The organism is Streptomyces sp. NPDC044033 (assembly GCF_056434425.1).
In genome coordinates this window covers 113,934-137,934 of record NZ_JBWKFF010000014.1, presented here as the reverse complement: position 1 = coordinate 137,934, position 24,001 = coordinate 113,934, and the positions used below count along the sequence as shown (strand labels likewise).

19 protein-coding genes are annotated in these 24,001 nt (G+C 70.1%); 11 read left to right on the top strand and 8 right to left on the bottom strand.

Annotated elements, in window-relative coordinates:
• Window positions 1–254 precede the first annotated feature (254 nt).
• Window positions 255–2,144, top strand: a complete 1,890-nt coding sequence (locus tag AC07AB_RS24315; protein WP_478570364.1) for an AMP-dependent synthetase/ligase — start codon at window positions 255–257, stop codon at window positions 2,142–2,144.
• A gap of 113 nt (window positions 2,145–2,257) precedes the next feature.
• Here AC07AB_RS24315 and AC07AB_RS24310 read toward each other — a convergent pair whose 3' ends face one another.
• Window positions 2,258–2,860 carry a response regulator gene (locus AC07AB_RS24310; RefSeq protein ID WP_478570361.1) on the bottom strand — a complete coding sequence of 201 codons (603 nt, stop codon included), beginning with the start codon at window positions 2,858–2,860 and terminating at the stop codon, window positions 2,258–2,260.
• Window positions 2,857–6,921, bottom strand: a complete 4,065-nt coding sequence (locus AC07AB_RS24305) for a HAMP domain-containing protein (RefSeq protein WP_478570582.1) — start codon at window positions 6,919–6,921, stop codon at window positions 2,857–2,859. Before AC07AB_RS24305 ends, AC07AB_RS24310 begins: the two co-directional genes overlap by 4 nt.
• Before the next feature lie 332 nt (window positions 6,922–7,253).
• On the opposite strand from AC07AB_RS24305, the gene AC07AB_RS24300 reads away from it, so the two are divergent.
• Window positions 7,254–9,242 carry a SpoIIE family protein phosphatase gene (locus AC07AB_RS24300; protein WP_478570358.1) on the top strand — a complete coding sequence of 663 codons (1,989 nt, stop codon included), beginning with the start codon at window positions 7,254–7,256 and terminating at the stop codon, window positions 9,240–9,242.
• A 202-nt stretch (window positions 9,243–9,444) separates the two neighbouring features.
• The gene (gene hemW, locus AC07AB_RS24295) at window positions 9,445–10,686 is read left to right on the top strand and encodes a radical SAM family heme chaperone HemW (RefSeq protein WP_478570355.1); all 1,242 of its coding nucleotides are present in this window, start codon (window positions 9,445–9,447) and stop codon (window positions 10,684–10,686) included.
• Between the two features lie 137 nt (window positions 10,687–10,823).
• On the opposite strand, the gene AC07AB_RS24290 is transcribed toward hemW, so the two are convergent.
• Both AC07AB_RS24290 and AC07AB_RS24285 read right to left on the bottom strand, forming a co-directional pair.
• Window positions 10,824–11,642, bottom strand: coding sequence for a DUF3097 domain-containing protein (locus AC07AB_RS24290; protein WP_478570352.1), 819 nt, complete (start codon window positions 11,640–11,642; stop codon window positions 10,824–10,826).
• 34 nt (window positions 11,643–11,676) lie between these two features.
• The gene (locus AC07AB_RS24285) at window positions 11,677–12,396 is read right to left on the bottom strand and encodes an MBL fold metallo-hydrolase (protein ID WP_478570349.1); all 720 of its coding nucleotides are present in this window, start codon (window positions 12,394–12,396) and stop codon (window positions 11,677–11,679) included.
• A gap of 198 nt (window positions 12,397–12,594) precedes the next feature.
• Here AC07AB_RS24285 and hrcA point away from each other — a divergent pair, with 198 nt between their 5' ends.
• From hrcA to AC07AB_RS24265, 4 genes are all read left to right on the top strand, one after another.
• Window positions 12,595–13,611, top strand: coding sequence for a heat-inducible transcriptional repressor HrcA (hrcA, locus tag AC07AB_RS24280; protein WP_478570346.1), 1,017 nt, complete (start codon window positions 12,595–12,597; stop codon window positions 13,609–13,611).
• Window positions 13,612–14,748, top strand: coding sequence for a molecular chaperone DnaJ (gene dnaJ, locus AC07AB_RS24275; protein WP_478570344.1), 1,137 nt, complete (start codon window positions 13,612–13,614; stop codon window positions 14,746–14,748).
• Between the two features lie 144 nt (window positions 14,749–14,892).
• The gene (locus AC07AB_RS24270; RefSeq protein WP_478570341.1) at window positions 14,893–16,080 is read left to right on the top strand and encodes a nitronate monooxygenase; all 1,188 of its coding nucleotides are present in this window, start codon (window positions 14,893–14,895) and stop codon (window positions 16,078–16,080) included.
• The gene (locus AC07AB_RS24265; RefSeq protein ID WP_478570338.1) at window positions 16,077–16,820 is read left to right on the top strand and encodes a 16S rRNA (uracil(1498)-N(3))-methyltransferase; all 744 of its coding nucleotides are present in this window, start codon (window positions 16,077–16,079) and stop codon (window positions 16,818–16,820) included. Before AC07AB_RS24270 ends, AC07AB_RS24265 begins: the two co-directional genes overlap by 4 nt.
• A 36-nt stretch (window positions 16,821–16,856) precedes the next feature.
• Here the strand turns inward: AC07AB_RS24265 and AC07AB_RS24260 are convergent, their stop codons facing one another.
• The gene (locus AC07AB_RS24260; protein ID WP_478570335.1) at window positions 16,857–17,369 is read right to left on the bottom strand and encodes an LppU/SCO3897 family protein; all 513 of its coding nucleotides are present in this window, start codon (window positions 17,367–17,369) and stop codon (window positions 16,857–16,859) included.
• A 109-nt stretch (window positions 17,370–17,478) separates the two neighbouring features.
• Between AC07AB_RS24260 and AC07AB_RS24255 the strand changes: the two genes are divergently transcribed.
• From AC07AB_RS24255 to AC07AB_RS24245, 3 genes are read left to right on the top strand one after another with little or no spacing between them, the layout of a single operon-like run.
• On the top strand, window positions 17,479–17,829 hold the full coding sequence (locus tag AC07AB_RS24255) for a WXG100 family type VII secretion target (protein WP_478570332.1): 351 nt from the start codon (window positions 17,479–17,481) through the stop codon (window positions 17,827–17,829).
• Window positions 17,826–22,109 carry a DUF6531 domain-containing protein gene (locus tag AC07AB_RS24250; RefSeq protein WP_478570329.1) on the top strand — a complete coding sequence of 1,428 codons (4,284 nt, stop codon included), beginning with the start codon at window positions 17,826–17,828 and terminating at the stop codon, window positions 22,107–22,109. Before AC07AB_RS24255 ends, AC07AB_RS24250 begins: the two co-directional genes overlap by 4 nt.
• A complete protein-coding gene (locus tag AC07AB_RS24245; protein ID WP_478570326.1) occupies window positions 22,106–22,564 on the top strand; it encodes a hypothetical protein in 459 nt (152 codons plus the stop codon). The genes AC07AB_RS24250 and AC07AB_RS24245 overlap by 4 nt, the downstream gene beginning before the upstream one ends.
• Here the strand turns inward: AC07AB_RS24245 and AC07AB_RS24240 are convergent.
• The gene (locus AC07AB_RS24240) at window positions 22,558–22,839 is read right to left on the bottom strand and encodes an inner-membrane translocator (RefSeq protein ID WP_478570323.1); all 282 of its coding nucleotides are present in this window, start codon (window positions 22,837–22,839) and stop codon (window positions 22,558–22,560) included. The genes AC07AB_RS24245 and AC07AB_RS24240 overlap by 7 nt on opposite strands.
• Window positions 22,840–23,070: 231 nt before the next feature.
• On the opposite strand from AC07AB_RS24240, the gene AC07AB_RS24235 reads away from it, so the two are divergent.
• Window positions 23,071–23,496, top strand: coding sequence for a hypothetical protein (locus tag AC07AB_RS24235; protein WP_478570320.1), 426 nt, complete (start codon window positions 23,071–23,073; stop codon window positions 23,494–23,496).
• 46 nt (window positions 23,497–23,542) lie between these two features.
• Here the strand turns inward: AC07AB_RS24235 and AC07AB_RS24230 are convergent, their stop codons facing one another.
• The gene (locus AC07AB_RS24230) at window positions 23,543–23,740 is read right to left on the bottom strand and encodes a DUF397 domain-containing protein (protein WP_478570317.1); all 198 of its coding nucleotides are present in this window, start codon (window positions 23,738–23,740) and stop codon (window positions 23,543–23,545) included.
• 12 nt (window positions 23,741–23,752) lie between these two features.
• Window positions 23,753–23,920 (bottom strand): Scr1 family TA system antitoxin-like transcriptional regulator, encoded by a 168-nt coding sequence (locus AC07AB_RS24225; protein WP_478570314.1) that lies wholly within the window; start codon window positions 23,918–23,920, stop codon window positions 23,753–23,755.
• Between the last annotated feature and the right edge of the window lie 81 nt (window positions 23,921–24,001).

Here is a 24,001-nt window from a genome sequence, read left to right as displayed (position 1 = left end):
ATCCTTATAGTGCGACGCCGTTCGCCGCCCCCCCCCCCTCCCCCTCTCCCCCCCCTCCCCCCCCCCCCCCCCCCCCCCCCCCCCCCCCCCCCCCCCCCCCGACCGGGTGCATGTATGCGGCATTTACCGCATGGGCAACCGGTTCAACTGGGGTCCCGCAGCCTCTTACATGGTGGCGGCATCGCATCTAGTCTGATCACTGCTCGAAGGTTACTCGCGAGTTACCAGCAATGAGGCGGGCCCCGGAGGATGCCGTGACCGATACACAGGATTTGATCGAGAACCGGCCACCGTCCGTGGCGAACCTCTTCCTCGAACGAGTCGAGGCGACGCCGGACGCCGAGGCGTACCGCTACCCCGTGCCCTCCGCCACGGGTCAGGGCCCCGACGACTGGGCCTCGCTCAGCTGGCAGCAGGCGTCCCGGCGCGTCTTCGCCATCGCCGCCGGACTGCTCGACCTCGGCGTGCGGCCCGAGGAGCGCGTCGCGCTCGCCTCCAACACCCGCGTCGAGTGGATACTCGCCGACCTCGGCGTGCTCTGCGCGGGGGCCGCGACCACCACCGTCTACCCCTCCACCAACATCGAGGAGACGGCCTTCATCCTCGCCGACTCGGACAGCAAGGTGCTGATCGCCGAGGACGCCGCGCAGCTCGCCAAGGCCCGCGAGTGCCGCGCCGAACTGCCCGACCTCGCCCATGTCGTCGTCATCGACGAGGCGGACGCGGTGGCCGCCGAGGGCGACCCGGAGGGCTGGGTGCTCTCCCTCGCCGAGCTGGAGCGGCGCGGCGGCGCGTATCTGGAGAAGACCCCCGACGCCGTCACCGACCGGATCGGCGCCCTGGAGCGGGACCAGCTCGCCACCCTCATCTACACCTCCGGCACCACCGGCCGCCCCAAGGGCGTCCGGCTGCCGCACGACTGCTGGTCGTACATGGCGCGCGCCATCCAGGCGACGGAGCTGGTGACCCCCGACGACGTGCAGTACCTGTGGCTGCCGCTCGCGCACGTCTTCGGGAAGGTGCTCACCGCGGGGCAGATCAGCGTCGGGCACATCACCGCCGTGGACGGCCGGGTCGACAAGATCATCGAGAATCTGCCGGTGGTACAGCCCACCTATATGGCCGCCGTGCCGAGGATCTTCGAGAAGGTCTACAACGGGGTCGTCGCCAAGGCGCGGGCCGGCGGCAGCGCCAAGTACAAGATCTTCCAGTGGGCGGCCGAGGTCGCGCGCGAGTACGCGAAGGCGTCGCAGGACAACTTCCGCCACACCGGCAACGCCTCGGTCTCCTTCGGCCTCTCGGCCAAGCACAAGGTCGCCGACGTCCTCGTCTACGCCAAGATCCGCGAGGCGTTCGGCGGCCGGCTGCGCGCCTGCATCTCCGGCTCGGCCGCGCTCGCCCCCGACATCGGGTTCTTCTTCGCCGGCGCGGGCATCCACATCCTGGAGGGCTACGGACTCACCGAGTCCAGCGCCGCCAGCTTCGTCAACCCCGGCGAGGCGTACCGCACCGGCACCGTCGGCAAGCCGCTGCCCGGCAACGAGGTCCGGATCGCCGACGACGGCGAGATCCTGCTCCGCGGCCCCGGCATCATGCAGGGGTACCACGGGCTGCCCGAGAAGACCGCCGAAGTCCTCGAATCCGACGGCTGGTTCCACACCGGTGACATCGGCGAACTGTCGGCCGACGGCTATCTGCGGATCACCGACCGCAAGAAGGACCTGATCAAGACGTCGGGCGGCAAGTACATCGCGCCCGCCGAGGTCGAGGGCCAGTTCAAGGCCGTGTGTCCGTTCGTCTCCAACATCCTGGTGCACGGCGCCGACCGCAATTTCTGCACCGCGCTCATCTCGCTCGACGAGCCCGCCATCATGGACTGGGCCAAGGGCCACGGCCTGGAGGGCCGGCCGTACGCCGAGGTGGTCGCCGCCAAGGAGACCGAGCAGCTGATCGACGGCTATGTGAAGCGGCTCAACGAGGGGCTCCAGCGCTGGCAGACGATCAAGAAGTTCCGGCTGCTGCCGCGCGACCTGGACGTGGAGCACGGCGAGCTGACACCGAGCCTCAAGCTCAAGCGGCCGGTCGTGGAGCGTCAGTTCAAGGACCTCATCGAGGACATGTACGCGGGCGCGCGGGAGTCATAGGCCGCGCGGATACGGGCGAGCGGGCGCGTACGGGCGCGTGGGCGCGTACGGGCGCGTGGGCGCGTACGGGCGTACGGGCGGGCCCGGGGCGGCCGCCGTGCCCCGGGCCGTGCTCACACCCGTCCGCCGCGCAGCTCCCGCAGCGCCGCCTCCATGGCCGACACCCGGCGCCGCAGCTCCGCCGAATCGGCCGACTCCCCGCGCGCCAGCTCCCGTTCGACCCGGGCCAGCCGCTCCAGCAAGGTGTCGATACGCGCCTGATCGCGCAGCAGCAACTGCTGCAACTGCCGGTTCTTGCGGTACAGATCGAGGAAGACGGTGACCTTGGCGCGCAGCACCCACGGGTCGAACGGCTTGGTGAGGTAGTCCGCGGCGCCGGTCGCGTAACCCCGGAAGGCGTAGCCGGAGTTGGAGTCCGTGCCGGTCAGGAAGATGATCGGTACATCCTTCGTCTGGTCGAGCCGCTTGATGTTCGCGGCCGTCTCGAAGCCGTCCATGCCGGGCATCAGCACGTCGAGAAGCACGACGGCGAACTCCTGGCGCAGCAGCGCCTTCATCGCCTCCTCGCCGGATCGGGCGCGCACCAGCGGCTCGCCCAGGGAGATCAGCACGGCCTCCAGGGCGGCGAGGTTGTCGTCCATGTCGTCGACGAGGAGGATGCTCGCCCGGTCGGCGGCCCCAGTGGCCTCGGCAATAGCGGTGGAGCCAGAGCTCATGAGGGCCTCGCGGTGTTCTCGGCCGACTCTTCGGTCGGCGCGGGGGCAGTGGGCGCGGCGGAGGCGGCCTCGGGATCGAGGAGGCGGAGCGCCACGGTGAGCAGGTGGTCCACGTCCACCGGCTTGGGAACGTAGTCCGAGGCCCCGACGGCGATGGACTTCTCGCGGTCGCCGAGCATGGCCTTGGCGGTGAGGGCGATGATCGGCAGTTCGGCGAAGCGGGGAGTGCGGCGGATGGCCTCGATGGTCTCGTACCCGTCGAGCTCCGGCATCATGATGTCCATCAGTACGAGCGCGACGTCCGGGTTGGTCTCCAGCGTCTCGATGCCCTCCCGCCCGTTCTCCGCGTAGAGCACGGGCATGCCCACCCGCCCCAGCACATGGGTGAGAGCGAAGACGTTGCGGATGTCGTCGTCGACGATCAGCACCCGGCGGCCGTCCAGGGCTTCGCCGGCCCGGCCGGTCCGCCACTCCTCCAGCCGGGTCGCGGTGGGCCAGTTCAGCCCCTCCGGGATCTCCTGCTCGTTCGGGGCCTCGTGCCCGTCCGAGCCCCGGTGCGACTGCGCGTGCAGCTGCGGGGGCGGGGCGAGACCGGGGACGTCGGACTCGGCGTCGGTCAGATGGCCGCACCAGGTGGGCGGCACGTACAGGGTGAAGGTCGAGCCCTTGCCCGGCTCGCTCTCCGCGGTGATGCGCCCGCCGAGCAGCCCCGCGATCTCCCGGCTGATGGAGAGGCCGAGGCCGGTGCCGCCGTACTTGCGGTTGGTGGTGCCGTCGGCCTGCTGGAACGCCTCGAAGACGGCGGAGAGCTTGTTGGAGGGGATGCCGATGCCGGTGTCGCTGACGGCGAAGCCGATCTGATCCCCGTCGTCGCCCTCCTGCGCGGGGACCCGGTTCACACGCAGCACGATCTTCCCGGTCGCGGTGAACTTGATGGCGTTGGACAGCAGGTTGCGCAGGATCTGCTGGAGCCGCTGCTCGTCCGAGAACATCTCGCGCGGTACGTCCTCGCCGACCGTGACCTCGAAGGCGAGCCCCCGGTCGATGGTGACCGGCCGGAAGGTGGCGTGCACATAGTCGAGGATCTTTATCAGCGGCAGCTTCTTGGGCCGTACGTCCATCCGGCCCGCCTCGATCTTCGACAGGTCGAGGATGTCGTTGATCAGCTGGAGCAGGTCGGAGCCGGAGCGGTGGATCGTCGTCGCGAACTGCACCTCCTGGTCGGAGAGGTGGCCGTCCGTGTTGTCGGAGAGCAGCCGGGCCAGGATGAGCAGCGAGTTGAGCGGCGTCCGCAGCTCGTGCGACATGTTCGCCAGGAACTCGGACTTGTACTGCGAGGAGGTGGCCAGGAGCGCCGCCTTCTCCTCCAGCTCCGCGTTGGAGCGCTGCAACTGGGCCTGCTGTCCCTGGAGTTCGTCCGACCGCTCCTGGAGCTGCTGCGCCAGCCGCTGGGACTCGCTCAACAGCGACTCGGTGCGGGAGTTGGCGATGATGGTGTTGATCGCGACGCCGATGGTGTTGACGAACTGGTCGAAGAAGGCCAGGTGGACGTCGGAGAAGCGGGAGAAGGAGGCCAGTTCGATGACGCCCAGTAACTGGTCCTCGAAGAGGATCGGGATGATGACGACGCTGGCCGGCGCCGCTTCCCCCAGCCCGGAGTTGATCTTGATGTAGCCGGGTGGCGCCTCGTCCACCAGGATGCGCTTCTTCTCCAGCGCCGCCTGCCGCACCAGCCCGTGGCCGGGCATCCCCGGCGTGTCCACGGTGGCGCCCTGCGCGGAGCCGTACCCGGCGATGAACGCCAGGCCGCGGGCGCCCGCGGACGCCGCGCCGGGCGCGCCCTCCTCGGGCTCGGCCAGGAAGAACGCCCCGTACTGCGCGTTCACCAGCGGGGTCAGCTCACGCAGGATCAGATCCGCGACCTCCATCAGATCCCGGTGCCCCTGCATCAGGCCGGCCAGCCGGGCCAGGTTCGACTCCAGCCAGTCCTTGGCGCGGGTCGTCTCGCGGAGGTTGGCCACCATCAGGTTGATGTTGTTCTTGAGCTCGGCGACCTCGCCCTGGGTCTCCACCGTGATCGAGCGGGACATGTCGCCCTGGGCCACGGCGCTGGCCACCTCCGCGATGGCGCGGACCTGGGTGGTGAGGTTGGACGCCAGCTCGTTGACGTTCGTCGTCAGGCGCTTCCACGTGCCGTACACGCCCTCGACCCGGGCCTGGCCGCCGAGGTTGCCCTCGGTGCCGACCTCGCGGGCCACGCGGGTGACCTCGGCGGAGAACGAGGAGAGCGTGTCGACCATGGTGTTGATGGCCGTCTTCAGCTCCAGGATCTCGCCGCGCGCGTCCACGTCGATCTTCTTCGACAGGTCGCCGTTGGCGACGGCCGTGGTGACCTGGGCGATGTTGCGGACCTGGGAAGTGAGGTTGTCCGCCATGAAGTTGACGTTGTCGGTGAGGTCCTTCCAGACCCCGGAGACCCCTCGCACCTGGGCCCGGCCGCCCAGTCTGCCGTCCGTGCCGACCTCGCGGGCCACCCTCGTCACCTCGTCCGCGAACGCCCGCAGCTGATCGACCATCGTGTTGATGGTGTCCTTCAGCTCCAGGATCTCGCCGCGCGCGTCCACGGTGATCTTCTTCGACAGGTCCCCGTCGGCCACCGACGTGGTGACCTGGGCGATGTTGCGGACCTGGGACGTCAGGTTGGAGGCCATGAAGTTGACGTTGTCGGTGAGGTCCTTCCAGACCCCGGAGACGCCTCGCACCTGGGCCTGGCCGCCGAGGTTGCCCTCGGTGCCGACCTCGCGGGCCACGCGGGTGACCTCGTCGGCGAAGGCGGAGAGCTGGTCCACCATCGTGTTGATCGTCGACTTCAGCTCCAGGATCTCGCCCTTGGCCTCCACGGTGATGGTCTTGCCGAGGTCCCCCTGCGCCACCGCCGTCGCCACCTGGGCGATGTTGCGGACCTGGGTGGTGAGGTTGTCCGCCATGAAGTTGACGTTGTCGGTGAGGTCCTTCCAGACCCCGGAGACGCCTCGCACCTGGGCCCGGCCGCCCAGTCTGCCGTCCGTGCCGACCTCGCGGGCCACGCGGGTGACCTCGTCGGCGAAGGCGGAGAGCTGGTCCACCATCGTGTTCACGGTGGACTTGAGCTGGAGGATCTCCCCCTTCGCGTCCACCGTGATCTTCTGCGACAGGTCGCCGTTGGCGACGGCCGTGGTGACCTGGGCGATGTTGCGTACCTGCGAGGTCAGGTTGGAGGCCATGAAGTTGACGTTGTCGGTGAGGTCCTTCCAGACTCCGGACACCCCTCGCACCTGGGCCCGGCCGCCCAGCTGGCCCTCGGTGCCGACCTCGCGGGCCACGCGGGTGACCTCGTCGGCGAAGGCGGAGAGCTGGTCCACCATCGTGTTCACGGTCAGCTTGAGCTCCAGCAGCTCGCCGGTCGCCTCGATCGTGACCTGCCGCGTCAGATCGCCGCGCGCCACCGCCGTGGTCACCACCGCGATGTCCCGGACCTGCGCGGTCAGCCGCGCCGCCATCGTGTTGACCGCCTCGGTCACATCCCGCCAACTCCCCGACAGGCCCGCCACTTTGGCCCGGCCGCCGAGCCGCCCCTCGGTGCCGACCTCGCGGGCCACCCGCGTCACCTCGCCGGTGAACAGCGACAGCTGGTCCACCATCTTGTTGACCGCGCGGCCCAGCCGCCGCAGATCGCCGCGGAGCGGGCGGTTGCCGTCGTGCAGGTCCACGCGCTGCGTGAGATCGCCGCCCGCCACCGCGTCCAGCACGCGCGTGGCGTTCGCGGCCGGGGTGACCAGGGCGTCGATGAGGATGTTGGTGGCCTGCACGCTCATCGCCCAGTGGCCCTGCCCCGGGCTCGGCTCCACCCGCTCGTCCAGCCGGCCCTGCCGCACCACCTCTCGGCGCACGCGCGTCAGTTCGTCCGAGAAGTGTTCATTACGAGCCACTACCTGGTTGAACGCGGCGGCCAGTTCTGCCAGCACGCCACTCTGCGCACCGGACATCCGCACCCGGAAGTCGCCGTCGCTCAGAGCGGTCAGCGCGCTCAGCAACGGGCGCAACTCGGAGGCTCGCACCCACTGGCCCTGCGTGTCCCCCGCAGCGATAACTGCCGTCGGAACAGCGGTTTCTCCACTCATGGCGACCCACTTACGTAACTCGGTGCATATGAGCGTGGTCAGTCTGTCACTCTGTCGGTGTCGGAAACGGCACTATGCCGGAACTGGTCAGGAGCTACCCGGTGGCTACATCATCTTCTGTTCAATGGGGTGCGGCAGAGCCGCACGGGGTCCATTCACGCACCGTTCCCGGACACGCCGAGACGGCTGGATCCAGCCAGCTTGGGGCCGGCCCCGACGCGACCGCCCTGGATGTGGCCGCCCTGGATGTGACCGGCCCGGACGCGGCCGGCCCGGAGGAGGCCGTCCTGAACGCGCCCGGTCCCGACAAGCCCGGTCCCGACAAGCCCGGCCCGGGCGCCGCCGCCCGTATCGTGCCGACGGCCCGTACGCGACTGCCCGGGAACTCCCTCGCGCCCCTGGCGGCCCGACAGTTCGTACGGGCCGCGGTCGCCGACTGGACCTCCCTCGCCCTCCCCGCCGCGGACGAGATCACCGACCGGCTCACCGAGGACGCCGTCCTGCTGGTGAGCGAACTGGTGACCAACGCGGTGGTGCACGCGGGCACCTCCGTCGAACTGCGCTGCACGCTCGACGACGGAGGCGGCGGAGAGCGGCTGTCCTCCCTCTGCGTCGAGGTCACGGACTACCACCCCGCCCGGGTGCTGCGGGCCCGGCCGCCGTGCGACTTGGACGACGAGCTTCCGCGCACCGGCCACGGCCTGCGGCTGGTCGCCGAGTGCGCCGAGTCCTGGGGCACGACGTACCACCGCACGAGCAAGACCGTCTGGTTCCGGCTGCCCGCCGTGCCCGGCGCCCAGCCGCCGCCCGAGTCCGCCGTCACCGCGGGCGACCAGGCGCTCCTGCGCGACCTGCGCGTCGCCGAGATCCTCGCCCCCTCCCCGCGGCGCGCGGGCGCCGGTCCCGCCGAACCCGACTGGATCAGCCACGGCGCGCTCTCCTTCCTCGCCGAGGCGTCCGACCTGCTCGCCGGGCAGTTCGACGAGGACATGCTGGCCTCCCTCGCGGCCCAGCTCCTCGTGCCCCGGCTCGCCGACTGGTGCGCGGTCTGGCTCGACACCGACGGCCATGTGCCGCGCCTGTCCCGCGTCTGGCACACCAGCGAGAGCCGCATCGAAACGCTGCGGATCGCCCTGGAGAAGGACCCGCCCCGGCCGCCCGCCGCCGCCCTCGGCAGCGCCGTCTCCTGGCCCTGGCCGGGCGAACCCGGCGCCTACGGACCCGGCGGCACCGCCCTCGCCTGCCGGCTGGTCGCCGGAGGCCGTGGCGTCGGCACGATATTGCTCGGCCGGGCCGGGCTGACCCGCACGCCCGACGAAGTCGTCGGCCTCATCGAGGACTTCGCGCGCCGCGTCGCGCTCTCCATCGCCTCCGCCCGGCAGTACACCCGCCAGCTCACCATCAGCCAGGTCCTCCAGCGCGGGCTGCTGCCCCGGTATCTCGCCGACATCCCCGGCGTGGAGTCCGCCGTCGTCTACGAACCGCGCGGCGACACCTGCGCGGGCGGCGACTTCTACGACGTCTTCGCCCCCGGCGGGGGCCGCTGGTGCTTCGCCCTCGGCGACGTGTGCGGCAGCGGCCCGGAGGCGGCCGTGGTCACCGGGCTCGTACGGCCGTGGATGCGCACGCTGGCCAAGGAGGGGTACGGAGTCGGCGAGGTGCTCGACCGGATCAACCGGATGCTCGGCGAGGACGCGGTCGAAGGGACCGTCGGAGCCGTGGGAGCCGTGGCGGCGGCGGGCGGCCCCGGCTCACCCGTCGAGCTGCCCGGGGACGACGGCCCGGACCACGGGGCACCCCGCTTCCTGTCCCTCGTCTACGGCGAGATGACCCCGCTGGGCCCCGGTCTGGGCGTCCGCTGCACGCTCGCCAGCGCCGGCCACCCCCTGCCCCTGATGCTCGGCTCCGACGGGATGGTCCTGCCCGCCGCCGGCTCCCAGATGCTGCTCGGGGTGATGGAGGACGCCACCTATGTGAGCGAGACCTTCGACCTCGCCCCCGGGGACACGCTGCTGTGCGTGACGGACGGGGTGACGGAGCACCGGCGCGGACCCGAGCTGGCGGAGCTGTTCGACGACGATGACGGGCTGGCGGCGGTGCTGGAGGGGTGCGCGGGGCTGAGCGCGGGCGGTGTCGCCGAGCGCATCCGGCGGGCGGTCCACGATTTCGGGGCGACCCCGCCCGACGACGATCTGGCGCTGCTGGTGCTGCGCGCGCGGTAGTGGAGGCGCGGCTCGGCAGGGCGCGGGGGCCGAGGCGGCAAGGAGCCGGGCGGGGCCGACCCGGGGCGGCCCGGCCGGGCCCCGAGGAGCGCCGGGACGGCGTGCGCCGGGCGAGCGGCGGCGAAGCCGGTCGGCAGGCCGCGGCCGTGCCGGTCGGCAGGCCGCGGCGACGCTGGTCGGCGGGCCGCGCCGATGCCGGACAATGGAACCCATGCCTTCCGTACTGCCCGATGGTGAGCCCGTGCCCGACGACGGGGCGCTGCCCTCGCACGCCCTCGCGGGGGCGGCGGACCGGCCGCTGGGGTTCTACCTGCATGTGCCGTACTGCGCCACGCGCTGCGGCTACTGCGACTTCAACACCTACACGGCGAACGAGCTGCGCGGCTCCGGCGGCGCCCTGGCCTCGCGCGACAACTACGCCGAGACGCTGGCGCGGGAGATCCGGCTGGCCCGGAAGGTGCTCGGCGACGACCCCCGCCCGGCGCGGACCGTCTTCGTCGGCGGCGGCACCCCCACGCTGCTGCCCGCCGCGGACCTGGTGCGCATGCTCGCCGCGATCCGCGACGAGTTCGGGCTCGCGGACGACGCGGAGATCACCACCGAGGCCAATCCGGAGTCCGTCGACCCGGCGTACCTGGCGGAACTGCGGGCCGGCGGCTTCACCCGCGTCTCGTTCGGAATGCAAAGCGCGCAACAGCACGTACTGAAGATCCTCGACCGCACGCACACGCCCGGCCGGCCCGAGGCGTGTGTGGCCGAGGCGCGCGCCGCCGGGTTCGATCATGTGAACCTGGACCTGATCTACGGCACGCCGGGGGAGAGCGACGCGGACTGGAAGGCGTCCCTGGAGGCCGCGATCGGGGCGGGCCCGGACCACGTCTCCGCGTACGCGCTGATCGTCGAGGAGGGCACCCAGCTCGCCCGGCGCATCCGCCGCGGCGAGGTCCCGATGACCGACGACGACGTGCACGCGGACCGCTACCTGATGACGGAGGAGACGCTGTCGGGCGCGGGTTTCGGCTGGTACGAGGTGTCGAACTGGGCCACCACGCAGGCGGGCCGCTGCCGCCACAACGAGCTGTACTGGCGCGGCGCCGACTGGTGGGGCGCGGGCCCCGGCGCGCACAGCCACGTGGGCGGCGTGCGGTGGTGGAACGCCAAGCACCCGGGCGCGTACGCCCAGGCGCTCAGCGACGGCCGCTCGCCCGGCGCGGGCCGCGAGCTCCTGTCGGCGGAGGACCGCCGCGTGGAGCGGATCCTGCTGGAACTCCGGCTGAGCGAGGGCTGCCCCCTGGACCTCCTCGCCCCGGCGGGGACCCGCGCCGCCGCCCGCGCCCTCGCGGATGGGCTGCTGGAGCCCGGCCCGTACGAGCGCGGCCGGGCCGTGCTCACGCTGCGCGGCCGGCTGCTGGCGGACGCGGTGGTACGGGACCTGGTGGACTGAGCGGCGCACCGCCCCGGCTTGCCCGGTGGGCCCGCCGCCCCGCCCTGCCCCGAGGCCCCGCCGCCTACCCCGTCCCGAGGCCCCGCCCCCGCCTGCCCTGTGGCCCCGCCACCTACCCCGTCACGAAGACCCGCCGCCTACCCCGTCACGAAGTCGATCAGCTCCTCCACGCGGCCCAGCAGCGCCGGTTCCACGTCCTTGTAGCTGCGCACCCCGCCGAGGATGTGCTGCCACGCGGCGCCCGTGTTCTCCGGCCAGCCCAGCGACCGGCAGACGCCCTTCTTCCAGTCCTGGCCGTGCGGAACCGACGGCCAGCCCGCGATGCCGACGGAGGCCGGCTTCACGGCCTCCCAGACGTCGATATAGGGATGACCGACGACGAGAACGTTCGCATCCGTGACTTCGGCCGCGATGCGGGACTCCTTGGAGCCCGGCACCAGATGGTCGACGAGCACGCCGAGCCGCGCGTCCGGCGCGGGGTCGAAGTCGCGGACGATGGCGGGCAGATCGTCGATCCCTTCGAGGTACTCGACGACGACGCCCTCGATGCGCAGGTCGTCGCCCCAGACGCGTTCGACCAGCTCGGCGTCGTGGCGGCCCTCGACGTAGATGCGGCCCGCGCGAGCCACGCGCGCCCGCGCGCCCGGGACGGCCACCGATCCGGAGGCCGTACGGGCCGGGCCCCGCGCGGCCGACCGCTGCGGCCGTACGAGCGTGACGACGCGCCCCTCCAGCAGGAACCCGCGCGGCACCATCGGGAAGACCCGGTGTTTGCCGAACCGGTCCTCCAGCGTGACGGTCGGCCCCTGGGCCGTCTTCTCGCACCGGATCACCGCGCCGCAGAAGCCCGTGGTGACCTCCTCGACGACGAGGTCGGGATCGGCCGGCACCTCGGGCGCGGGCGCGGTCTTCTTCCACGGGGGTGTCAGGTCGGGGCCGTACTCTCTGCTGCGCATCCGCCAGACGATAGGAAAAGTGGCGGGAAGCGCGTCACGACACGCCGAAGCGGGTCGCCAGAGCGTCGCGTTGATCACGGACGAAACGGGCATTCACCACGGCGCCGTGCCCCGGGACGTACCGCGCGTCATCGCCGCCGAGCGCCAGCAGCCGGTCGAGGGCGGCCGGCCACTGCCGGGGCCGGGCGTCCGGCCCGGCCTGCGGTTCGCCGGACTCCTCGACCAGATCGCCGCAGAAGACGACCTCCGGCGGGCCCGTCACGCACACCGCCAGATCGTGCGCGGAGTGGCCCGGTCCGACGTTGGCGAGCAGCACCTGCCGGCCGCCGAGGTCGAGCGTCAGCTCGCCGCTCACCGTGTGGTGCGGTCGTACGAGCAGGTCGGCCGCCTCCCCGGCGGCGGAGGCGCTCACTCCGTGCCGCTCCGCGTCCTGTCGCAGCGCGTCCTTCGCGCCCGCGAGGTGATCGTCGAGCCCGACCGCGCCGTACACCTGGACCCCGGCGAAGGCGGCCGTGCCCAGCACATGGTCGAAGTGCGGATGCGTCAGAGCGATATGCGTCACGGGACGGCCGAAGAGCCGCCGCACGTCGCGGCGGATCCCCGCACCCTCACGCAGCGTCGACCCGGTGTCGACGACCAGTACGCCCGTATCGCCGAGCACGGCCCCGACCGTGCAGTCCCATCCCGGCAGCCTGCGCCGCACGACCCCCGGCGCGAGCGTCTCCCAGTGCGCCTCTTCCCAACTGCTCTCCATACCCAGACGCTAGCGGGAGCGCGATACGGTTGCCCGTCGGACCCGTCCCACCGACGGGCCCGCCCTTGCCCTGGTCGTGGCACCCGGCCGTACACTGGCTGAGAGTGGCTGGCACTCGTGACCATGGAGTGCCAAGCGGGTGCCGAGTGAGAGACAGGGGAAAGTCCCCGGTGGACGGCTGGACGGGAGGTGTGCGCGATGCTGAACGACCGCAGGCTTGAAGTGCTGCGCGCCATCGTCCAGGACTACGTGGGCACGGAGGAGCCAGTCGGCTCCAAGGCGCTCACCGAGCGCCACCGGCTGGGCGTCTCCCCGGCCACGGTGCGCAACGACATGGCCGCGCTGGAGGACGAGGGCTTCATCGCCCAGCCCCATACGAGCGCCGGGCGCATCCCGACCGACAAGGGCTACCGGCTCTTCGTGGACAAGCTGGCGGGCGTCAAGCCGCTGTCGACACCGGAGCGGCGGGCCATCCAGAACTTCATGGACGGCGCCGTCGACCTGGACGACGTGGTGGGGCGCACGGTCCGGCTGCTCGCGCAGCTGACCCGGCAGGTCGCCGTGGTGCAGTACCCGTCGCTGACGCGCTCGACCGTGCGCCATGTGGAGTTGCTCTCACTGGCTCCGGCCCGCGTCATGCTCGTACTGATCACCGACACCGGACGGGTCGAGCAGCGTATGGTCGACTGCCCGTCGCCGTTCGGTGACACGGCGCTCGCGGATCTGCGGGCGCGGCTCAACAGCCGGGTGGTCGGGCGCCGGTTCGCGGATGTGCCGCAACTGGTGCAGGACCTCCCGGAGTCCTTCGACGCGGAGGACAGAGGAACCGTTTCGACGGTGCTGGCGACTCTGCTGGAGACCCTGGTCGAGGAGACCGAGGAGCGGCTGATGATCGGCGGCACCTCCAACCTGACTCGATTCGGGCATGATTTCCCGTTGGTGATCCGGCCGGTGCTGGAGGCGCTGGAGGAGCAGGTCGTGCTCCTCAAGCTCCTCGGCGAGGCCAAGGATTCCGGCATGACCGTACGAATCGGGCATGAGAATGCTCATGAAGGGCTGACGTCCACATCGGTCGTCGCCGTCGGTTACGGTTCGGGCGACGAGGCAGTCGCCAAACTCGGCGTGGTCGGACCGACCCGCATGGACTACCCCGGAACGATGGGAGCGGTACGCGCAGTGGCACGTTACGTCGGACAGATCCTGGCGGAGTCGTAAGTGGCCACGGACTACTACGCGGTCCTCGGCGTACGGCGGGACGCCTCGCAGGACGAGATCAAGAAGGCTTTCCGGAGGCTGGCGCGCGAGCTGCACCCGGATGTGAACCCGGATCCGAAGACCCAGGAGCGGTTCAAGGAGATCAACGCCGCTTACGAGGTGCTGTCGGACCCGCAGAAGAAGCAGGTCTACGACCTCGGCGGCGACCCGCTCTCGCAGTCGGCCGGCGGTGCCGGGGCAGGCGGCTTCGGCGCCGGCTTCGGAAACTTCTCCGACATCATGGACGCCTTCTTCGGGCAGTCGTCGCAGCGCGGCCCCCGGTCGCGCACCCGGCGCGGCCAGGACGCCATGATCCGGCTCGACATCGACCTGAGCGAGGCCGCGTTCGGGACGACGAAGGACATCCAGGTCGACACGGCGATCGTCTGTGTGACCTGTAGCGGCGAGGGCGCGGCCCCCGGCACGTCGGCCCAGACCTGCGACATGTGCCGCGGCCGCGGCGAGGTCTCGCAGGTCACCCGGTCCTTCCTCGGACAGGTCATGACCTCGCGGCCGTGCCCGCAGTGCCAGGGCTTCGGCACCGTGGTGCCGACCCCGTGCCCGGAGTGCGCGGGCGACGGGCGCGTACGCTCCCGCCGCACCCTCACGGTCAAGATCCCGGCCGGTGTCGACAAGGGCACCCGCATCCAGCTCGCGGGCGAGGGCGAGGTCGGCCCCGGCGGCGGCCCGGCCGGCGACCTGTACGTGGAGATCCACGAGACCCCGCACGCGGTCTTCCAGCGGCGCGGCGACGATCTGCACTGCACGGTCACCATCCCGATGACCGCGGCCTCCCTGGGCACGAAGGTGCCGCTGGAGACGCTCGACGGGATGGAGGAGGTCGACATCCGGCCCGGCAGCCAGTCCGGCCAGTCGATCCCGCTGCACCAGCGCGGCATCACACATCTGCGCGGCGGCGGGCGCGGTGACCTCATCGTGCACGTCGAGGTGCTGACGCCCAGCAAGCTCGACCCGCCGCAGGAGGACCTGCTGCGGCAGCTCGCCAAGCTGCGGGGCGAGGAGCGGCCGACGGGCGAGTTCAAGCCGGGGCAGCAAGGGCTGTTCTCGCGGTTGAAGGATGCCTTCAACGGCCGGTAGGAATGCGCGGAAAACCCCTGTGACGGCCGTTGGGAGAGTGCCCCTGACGGCCGTCGGGCGGGCGCCTTCATGGGGCGTTGGGCGGAATGGTGGGGCATACCCGTCGATGACGAATCATCGTGGAGGGCGTGACACTATGTGGTCATGCCCTCTGCTCTGACCGATCTTTACCGATACCCGATCGTGCAGGCCCCCATGGCGGGTGGCGCTTCCTCTCCCACACTGGCCGCTGCCGTCGGCGAAGCGGGCGGCCTCGGCTTCCTCGCCGCCGGCTACAAGACGCCGGAAGCGATGTACGAGGAGATCAAGCAGATCCGCAGTCTGACGGACCGGCCCTTCGGCGTGAACCTCTTCATGCCGCAGCCCTCCGTCGCGGACCCGGCGGCGGTCGAGGTCTACCGCGAACAGCTCGCGGGCGAGGCCGCCTGGTACGAGACGCCGCTCGGCGACACGGACTGCGGCACCGACGACGCGTACGAGGCCAAGCTCGCGATCCTCGCGGACGACCCCGTCCCCGTCGTCTCCTTCACCTTCGGCTGCCCCTCCCGCGTGGTCTTCGAGGCGTTCGCCAAGGTCGGTACGGTGACGATCGTCACCGTGACCTCGGCAGCCGAGGCGCAGGCCGCCCAGTGGTCGGGCGCCGACGCCGTCTGCGTCCAGGGCATCGAGGCCGGCGGCCACCAGGGCACCCACCGCGATGACCCGCACGCCGACGGTACGGGCGCGGGCCTCGGGCTCCTCGCGCTGATCACCCAGGTCCGGGAGACCGTACAGATACCGATCATCGCCGCGGGCGGTCTGATGCGCGGCGCCCAGATCGCCTCGGTGCTCGCCGCGGGCGCGGTCGCCGCCCAGTTCGGCACGGCCTTCCTGGTCTGTCCGGAGTCCGGCGCCCACACGCTCCACAAGCGCGCGCTGACGGACCCCGTGTTCGTACGCACCGAACTCACCCGCGCCTTCTCCGGCCGCCCCGCCCGCGGCCTGGTCAACCGCTTCATGCGCGAACACGGCCCGTACGCCCCGGCCGCCTACCCGCAGGTCCACTTCCTCACCTCCGGCCTGCGCAAGGCCGCGGCGAAGGTGGGCGACCCGCAGGGCATGAACCTGTGGGCGGGCCAGGGCCACCGCCTGGCGCGGGAGCTCCCGGCGGGCCAGCTCGTGGAGGTGCTGGTGGCCGAACTGGAGACGGCGCGGGGGACGTTGGCGCACGGGGCGGCCGGGCCGGCGGGGCCGGTCGGTCCGGGCGGGCGGCACGCGTCTCACGGGCCGCTCGGGACGCAGGCGGCGCAGGAGCAGCACGGATCACACAGTTCGCAGGGAGAGGTCGTATGACGGCGCCGGTGTTCCTGACCGAATCGCTGGCGGGCGCGGAGGCGGGCTCCGTGGTCGCCCTCACGGGCCCGGAGGGACGGCACGCGGTCTCCGTCCGTCGCCTGCGGGTGGGCGAGGAGGTCACCCTCACGGATGGGCAGGGCGTGGGCGCGTACGGCACGGTGACGGCGCTGGAGGGCAAGGACCGCCTGGAGGTGTCCGTCACGGCGCTCCGTACCGAGCCGGCCCCACAGCCCCGCATCACCGTCGTCCAGGCCCTCCCCAAGGGCGACCGCGGGGAGCTGGCGGTGGAGACGATGACGGAGACGGGCGTGGACGCCGTCGTCCCGTGGGCCGCGTCGCGCTGCGTCACGCAGTGGAAGGGCGACCGCGGCCTCAAGGCCCTGGGCAAGTGGCGCGCCACGGCCCGCGAGGCGGGCAAGCAGTCGCGCCGCTTGCGATTCCCGCAGGTGTCCGACCTCATGACGACCCGTCAGGTAGCGGACCTGCTGACGGACGCCGCCTTCACCGCGGTCCTCCACGAGGAGGGCAGCACCCCCCTGGCCGCCGCCCCCCTCCCGCAGACCGGCGACATCATCCTCATCGTCGGCCCCGAAGGCGGCGTGTCCCCGGATGAGTTGAGCGCCTTCGCGGAAGCAGGCGCGAAACCGTACCGCCTGGGCCCGAGCGTGCTCCGCACCTCCACGGCGGGCACGGCGGCGACGGCGCTGCTGCTGGGACGGACGGGCCGTTGGGGCTGAACCTCCGCGAAGGGGCGGCGGCTTGGTGCGGGGGCCTCAGCCCTCGCCGCGCCCCTTGTCCGGGTTGTCCTTGAAGCACACGACGAAGTTCTTGGCCCCGGCCGCCGTGAGCGCTCCGGTGGTCCCCTTCACATCCCAGCACGCGATCTCGGTGACGGAGTCGTCGTCCCGCTTCAGCACCTTGTAGGTGGCGTGAGCGTCGCCGCAGTCGTGCTTCTCGATCTGCGCCTCCTTCTTGGTGCCCGTGTTCTCGAAGCAGTCGCCTGCCTGGACGCTGTCGGAATCGTCCTTGCCGGTGAACCCATTCACGGCGAAGGAGGCGGCGAGCGCGGCGACGAACAGTCCGAAGATGATTCTGTTCCGGACTATCTTTCGGCGGCTCGGCATGATCGGGTTGCCCAAGGGCGGCAGGGTGGTCAAGGAAATTCCCCCGAAAACGATGATGATCGTCGGCTGTCGAAGGATGAACGGTAGCGGATGACGCAGCCAATGACTCGGCCCGTGCACCTGTTTACGGCATTTGTTCGCGGCAGAGACGATGCGCTTCATCGCTCAGTGCTGTTCCTTTGCTTCGGCATTGCGTCGCGTTGGTCGAACCGTGGTTCCCGCTTCCTAGGGTGGAGGTTTGCGTGGGGGCATGCGACGGGGGAGGCGTGCGGTGGGTGACGGGCCTGACGGTGGCAGGGTTCTGGATATCAGGACGGCGGATATCAAGTCGGCGGCGCCGGTTTTCAAGCGGCAGGGCAAGGAGTTGAGTTCGGCGCTGACCGAGTTGGTCAACACCTTGGACGGGTTGGGGGAGCCGTGGGGTGGGGACGCGGAGAAGTTCGGTGCCGGCTATCGCTCCAGTGCGGAGTCGTTGGAGAGTTCTGCGGGCATTTTGGTGCTGGGGCTGGTCAGTATCCATGAGGCGCTGAGCGATATGGCGGACGGTCATGTCGACAACGACAAGGCGATTGCGGGCATTTTCGCCAGGGAGAAGGCCGGGCGCGGCAAGGGTGCGGAATGAGTGTCGCCGAAGAGGCCAGGAATATCCTGGAGCATCTGGGTCTGCACTGGCCGGACGGGGATCCGGGGAAGTTGCGGGAGGCGGCGAAGGCGTGGCGGACGTTCGCCGGCCGGGTCGATGATGTGCATACGCCGGTGCATCATTCGGCTTCCTCGCTCATTCATCACAACAAGGGTGAGGCGATCGACGCCTTTCGGGTGTTCTGGTCGCGTTATGCCAAGGACGGTGGTGCGGGCTGGCTGCGGGATCTGGCGAAGGCGTCGCGGGATATGGCGGAGGGGCTGGAGCAGCTCGCCGGTCAGATCGAACATGCCCGGCATCAACTGTGGACGGCGATCGAGGCGAGTGCCGCGGTCATCGTGGCCGGGGTGGCGGGGACCTTCTTCACGGCGGGGTTGTCGGATCTCGCCGCGGGGGTGGCGGTGGAGGGGATTCTGGGGCTTGGGGCGGAGCTTGAGCTGGTGATCGCGACGGCGGCGGAGGAGATCGCCGCGTCGGCTCTGGTGGGTGCCGCGTTCGGCGGGGTGGAGACGGTGGCGCTGGATCTGGCGGTCGCGCAGCCGATCAAGATCCTCCGCGGTGAGCAGTCGGGTATCAGTCTGGATGAGATCAGTGCCGCGGCGAATGACGGCATGCTCTACGGGGGTGTGTTCGGCGGCGGGGCCGCGGGTGTGTCGAGGCTGCCCTTGAACGGGGAGTTGTTTCGGATGCCGCCGTCGGTGTCCAAGGGCGTGGAGGCGCTGCGCCGCAATGTGATCAAGCTGGGTGAGGCGTGCCGCCGGGGCAAGGACGTGCCGTGTGCGGGTGAGCCGATCGACGTGGCGTCCGGCGACATGCTGATGATGCAGACCGATCTGCGTCTCCCGGCCGATCTGCCCTTGGTTTTCGAGCGGACGCATCTGTCGTCGTATCGGTCGGGGGTGTGTTTCGGGCCGGCGTGGGCGTCGACGCTGGACGAGCGGGTGCAGCTCGATGCGCAGGGGGTGGTCTTCGCGGCGGCGGATGGGATGCGGCTGGTGTATCCGGTGCCGCGGGCCGGGGAGCCGGTGTGGCCGGTGAAGGGCGCGCGGTGGCCGTTGGAGTGGGACGGGGAGCCGGACGGGGTGGTGACCATCACGGATCCCGGGTCCGGGGTGGTCCGCACGTTCGGCGGGGCCCGGCCGGCGGGCGAACCGGGCGTGGTGGAGCTGCCGTTGGAGTCCTGGACGGACCACAACGGGGCCCGTATCGACGTGGAGCGCGCGACGGAGGGCGTGCCGGTGGGGCTTCGGCATTCCGGCGGCTACTACGTGGCGGTCGATACCGAGGGTGTGCGGGTGACGGCGTTGCGGCTGCTGGAGGAGGCGCCGTCGCGGTACGGGACCGGGCCGGGTGCGGGCGGCGGCACGGTGGTGATGCGTTACGGGTATGACGCGGCGGGCAATCTCGCGGAGGTCGTGAACTCCAGCGGCCGGCCGCTGCGGTTCACGTATGACGGTCAGGGGCGGGTGACGTCGTGGACGGACCGGAACGGGACGTCGTTCGCGTATGTCTACGATGCGGCCGGCCGGGTGGTGTGCACGGAGGGCAGCGACGGGTTCTTCTCGGGCGCGCTGGAATACGACGACGCGTCGCACACCACGACGTACGTCGACTCGCTGGGCCGGCGGACCGCGTATCGGTGCAACGCCGATGGCCAGGTGGTCGAAGAGACCGATCCGCTGGGCCAGGTGACACGCACCGAGTGGAACGAGCGGGGTGACCTGCGCACGGCGGTCACCGATCCGCTGGGCCGCACCACGCGCTACGGCTACGACGCGGCCGGGAACCTCACGGAGGTGGTGCTGCCGGACGGCTCGACCGCCGCGGCCGCCTACAACGGCCTCGCCCGGCCGGTGGAGGTCACCGAGCCGGGGGGCGCGGTCTGGCGCCACACGTACGACGAGCGCGGCAACGTCGTGACGACGACCGATCCGGCGGGCGCGGAGACCCGGTACGCGCACGACGCCTCGGGCCACCTGATCTCGGTGACGGACCCGCTCGGCGGCACGCGTCGGGTGACGCCGGACGCGGCGGGGCTCCCGGCGGCCGTCACCGACGCACTGGGCCACACGACCACGGTCCGCCGTGACGCGTTCGGCCGTGTCATCGAGACGACCGACCCGCTGGGCCACACGGTGCGGATGGGGTGGACGACGGAATCCAAACCGAGCTGGCACGAACCGGCGAACGGCACCACGCGGGAGACCTGGACGTGGGACGGCGAGGGCAACCTCCTGTCGCACACGGACCCGGCGGGCAACGTCACCCGGCAGACCTCCACGCATTTCGATGTCCCGGCGACGCGCACGGATCCGGATGGCACGCGGTACGCGTTCGCGTACGACACGGAGCTGCGGCTGACGGAGGTGACCAATCCGCAGGGCCTGAGCTGGAGCTATGAGTACGACGCGGCGGGCCGGCTGGCGTCGGAGACCGACTTCAACGGCCGGACGCTGACGTACGGGCACGACGCGGCGGGCGGGCTGGTGTCGCGGACGAACGGGGCGGGCGAGGAACTGCGCTTCGAGCGGGACGTGCTGGGGAGGGTGGTGGAGCAGCGCGGCGACGGGGACGAGCGCATCGCGTACGCGTACGACCCGGCGGGTGACCTGGTGCGGGCGGCGAACGCGGACGCGGAGCTCGTCATCGGGCGCGATGCGCTCGGCCGCCCTGTAACGGAGAGCGTGAACGGGCGGGCGACGACGTACGCGTACGACGCGGCGGGCCGCCGCCGACGCCGCACGACGCCATCGGGGCTGGTCTCGCAGTGGACGTACGACGCGGAAGGCCGCCCCACCGCACTGCGGTCGGACGCAGGGGAGCTGACGTTCGGGTACGACGCGGCGGGGCGCGAGACGCGGCGCGGCATCGGGGACGGAGCGGCGCTCACCCAGACCTGGAACGAGACCGGCCGCCTGACGGGCCAGACGGTGCGCGGACCGGGCGCTGAGCGCTTGCTCCAGCACCGCGCGTACGCGTACCGGGCGGACGGCTACCTCACCGAAATCCGCGAACTGACCTCCGGCACCAGGCGGTTCGACCTGGACGCGATGGGCCGCGTGACGGAGGTGAACGCGCACGGCTGGACGGAGCGCTACGCCTACGACGGCGCGGGCAACCTGACCCGAGCCGAGGCCCCGGCCCACGAATCGCCGGGCGAGCGAGCGTTCGAGGGCACCTTGATCCGCCGCGCGGGCCGCACTCGCTACGAACACGACGCGCAGGGCCGCCTCGTACGCAAAGCCCGCAAACTCCTCAACGGCCGGACCAAGACATGGACGTATACGTGGAGCGCGGAGGACCGCCTGACGGGAGCGGTCAATCCGGACGGCGAACACTGGCACTACACGTACGACCCCCTGGGCCGCCGGATATCCAAGCAGCGCCTGACGGACACGGGGGAGGTGGCGGAGGAGACCACCTTCACCTGGGACGACACCCGACTGGCCGAACAGACGGCGCCAGACGGCCGGGTCACCACGTGGGACTACGCCCCGGACACCCACCGCCCCCTGACCCAGACGGACCACCGCCCTTTGACCCGGGCGCCGGGCGAGTCCCTGATCACCAAATTCGCGGAACTCTCGGACCCGGCTGAGGCCACCCGCTTCCACGCGATCATCACCGACCCGGTCGGCTCACCAACAGAGTTGATCACCCCAGCCGGCGAGCTGACCTGGCAACACCGCACCACCCTCTGGGGCACACGCCTCCCGGCCCCCACGGACACCGACACCGTCACCTGCCCCCTCCGCTTCCCGGGCCAGTACGCGGACGCGGAAACGGGACTCCACTACAACTACTTCCGCCACTACGACCCGGAGGTGGCTGCCTATGTGGGCCCGGATCCTCTCGGTATCGAACCGGCTCCCAACCATCACGCCTATGTTCACAACCCCCTGGTATGGATTGACCCGCATGGCCTTGCGGCGCGTGGTCCGAAAGACCCACTGGACTTCGGGAGGGGGTACAGGGGCAGGATAGATCAGTGGCCCGAAGGGACCAAAGGTACGGATTTCGAGATACATGTATATGATAAAAATGGTCGAGAAGTCGGACTGTTCGGCAGTGATGGTTTCTTCGACAAGCACACTAAGAAGGCTGTTGAAGTAGAGGTGCCAGATAGTGTGCAGAATGCCCTTAAGGGGAAGGCTGTGGACTTCATGAGAAGGACCGGGCGTATCGGACCCAAGGGGGTGGAGGACATTACCGGCGACAAATGGCGGCGTCCCCGCCTCGCATCGGAAGGTTGTAAATGAAGTTCGTGAAGGCTGACTGGGACCAGCAACTCCCTGGGTTCAGCGTGGATCCGACTGGCTACTTGGCTGAGCTGCCGAAGATGCGCGGGAGTCTTCCGCCTGGCGCATGGGAATTCGCTTCAGATGAGATGCACTACAGCTTTGGCAGCAAGAGGTGTGTCAAGGACCTGGAGCTAGCGGATATCGTCATTCCTACAGATAAGAGTGGGAATTTGACTTTGGTGTTCTCCCCCAACGACTGGAAGCACGACTCCGGTCTGCGGATTCAATATTCTGGGGTTACGCATTTCTCGATCGACTATGAACATTCTATCGACTGGATGGAGGTCGACACTGTCCTGCTGGACGAGATTCTTCCGTGGGATGACGGTTGTCTTCATGAGATCGCGTTGACCGATGCTTCGATCGTTGTTCATTGTCGGGATCTTGATGCGCTTTGGGGTGCCCCTCAGTAGGGACAACTCGGTGCCCGATCCAGCAGCACGACGGCCGTTACACCGATCGCCAGGGCCAGAGCGCCGAAGCCCAGCACTGGCGCCCAGTCCAGGCGCGGCACGCTGGTCGCTGTCCGTCCGGCCCCGGCGTTCATCCGGTCCAGCCCCCGGCTGACAAGTGCGATGGCGACCAGCAGCCCGGCTGCCACGTCCGTCACCAGTACGAGAAGCAGGGGATAACCTGCGGTGACGGCGCCGCCTGCGCTGGAGGGGTGCTTGTCGTTAAGTTCGGGCATGGCTCAAGGATCGCGCGGAGTCCCCTCTCCCGGACGTAGCTTGTCAAGGAATCGCGGGCGCTTGAGGGTGGCCCGGCTTGCGCGACTGCCAGGCGATCGCGGAGTGGGCTGGGGCAGCCCTGCCCACGATGTTCGCGTGTGCCAGGGCCGCTGCGCTGTCCGCGTTCCTCTCGCTATGTGCCGAGACCCGCGCGCATGCCGGAACTCAGTACGCGAACTACGGAGGGCGTCGTGAAGGAGAGTATTGCGCTGACCGCGGTGAATCCGGATGGGGAGATGGAAGATCTCACCCTGGAACCGACCGTGCAGCCGCCGTGTGTACTGGACGTGTTGCGTGAAGGTCGTGAGAAGAAGTCGTACGCTGCTGACAATTTGTTCGCCTGCCTCCTGAGGGCCAGAGAGGAATTGGAGGACGACGGCCTTCTTCTCTGTTGCCAGGGCGCGCGAATCAATGTGACGAATTCTGGTATGCAGGCACAGATGACAGGCGGGAGATACGTCTACACCTTCGATCCGTCGTTGCGGGTGGTGAATCAGGAAACTGTAGACATCTTTGCTCCTGCCAGAGCTGATCAGGTGGTTACTGTGGCCGAGCAGCGGGAAGCGATCTTCACGTTTTTTCGGGGTTCGAGGTCGGAGCGAACTGTAGGGCCATGACGAGTGTCCGATCGTGGGATAATTTGTTGAGTACGCCCAAGTCTGTTCAGTGAAGGAGGGTGTCGAATGCTCCGCGCTTGATGGCGGATATGAGGGGGCGTAGTGCGTCGGGTGTGGTGGTGAGAGTGGTGTCGGGGGTGTCGCTTTCGCGGAGGTGGAGTGTCCCGTCCGGGGTGGCTGCCAGGTAGACGCAGGCGGAAGCGTCGGCGCTGTACGAGGATTTCTGCCAGGCGAATGTGGACATGGTGGGCGTCCCCTAGATTTCTTGACGGATTCGGTGGATGAGATCGCGTGACTCGGTGGGGTTGAGCGCAATGCGTTCCATGCGGTTCAGTACGAATCGGTACTTCTCCAACTGAGCGCCCGCGTCGATCAGTACGGACCCGTGCTCGGTGTCCAGTTGGACCGTGTCGAGCTGAGGCACTGGGCCGCTGGCATAGCCGAGGTCGGTGGGCCCGATGGTGCGTACGAGGCCGTCGCCCAGGGCCGTACGGCCCCGCGCGCG

Excerpts from the sequence above, each read along its gene's own strand:
- AC07AB_RS24310 (WP_478570361.1), bottom strand. The coding sequence starts at position 2,860 with ATGAGCTCTGGCTCCACCGCTATTGCCGAGGCCACTGGGGCCGCCGAC.
- hemW (WP_478570355.1), top strand. The coding sequence starts at position 9,445 with ATGGAACCCATGCCTTCCGTACTGCCCGATGGTGAGCCCGTGCCCGAC.
- AC07AB_RS24290 (WP_478570352.1), bottom strand. The coding sequence starts at position 11,642 with ATGCGCAGCAGAGAGTACGGCCCCGACCTGACACCCCCGTGGAAGAAG.
- AC07AB_RS24285 (WP_478570349.1), bottom strand. The coding sequence starts at position 12,396 with ATGGAGAGCAGTTGGGAAGAGGCGCACTGGGAGACGCTCGCGCCGGGG.
- hrcA (WP_478570346.1), top strand. The coding sequence starts at position 12,595 with ATGCTGAACGACCGCAGGCTTGAAGTGCTGCGCGCCATCGTCCAGGAC.
- AC07AB_RS24270 (WP_478570341.1), top strand. The coding sequence starts at position 14,893 with ATGCCCTCTGCTCTGACCGATCTTTACCGATACCCGATCGTGCAGGCC.
- AC07AB_RS24265 (WP_478570338.1), top strand. The coding sequence starts at position 16,077 with ATGACGGCGCCGGTGTTCCTGACCGAATCGCTGGCGGGCGCGGAGGCG.
- AC07AB_RS24260 (WP_478570335.1), bottom strand. The coding sequence starts at position 17,369 with ATGAAGCGCATCGTCTCTGCCGCGAACAAATGCCGTAAACAGGTGCAC.
- AC07AB_RS24250 (WP_478570329.1), top strand. The coding sequence starts at position 17,826 with ATGAGTGTCGCCGAAGAGGCCAGGAATATCCTGGAGCATCTGGGTCTG.
- AC07AB_RS24245 (WP_478570326.1), top strand. The coding sequence starts at position 22,106 with ATGAAGTTCGTGAAGGCTGACTGGGACCAGCAACTCCCTGGGTTCAGC.
- AC07AB_RS24240 (WP_478570323.1), bottom strand. The coding sequence starts at position 22,839 with ATGCCCGAACTTAACGACAAGCACCCCTCCAGCGCAGGCGGCGCCGTC.
- AC07AB_RS24230 (WP_478570317.1), bottom strand. The coding sequence starts at position 23,740 with ATGTCCACATTCGCCTGGCAGAAATCCTCGTACAGCGCCGACGCTTCC.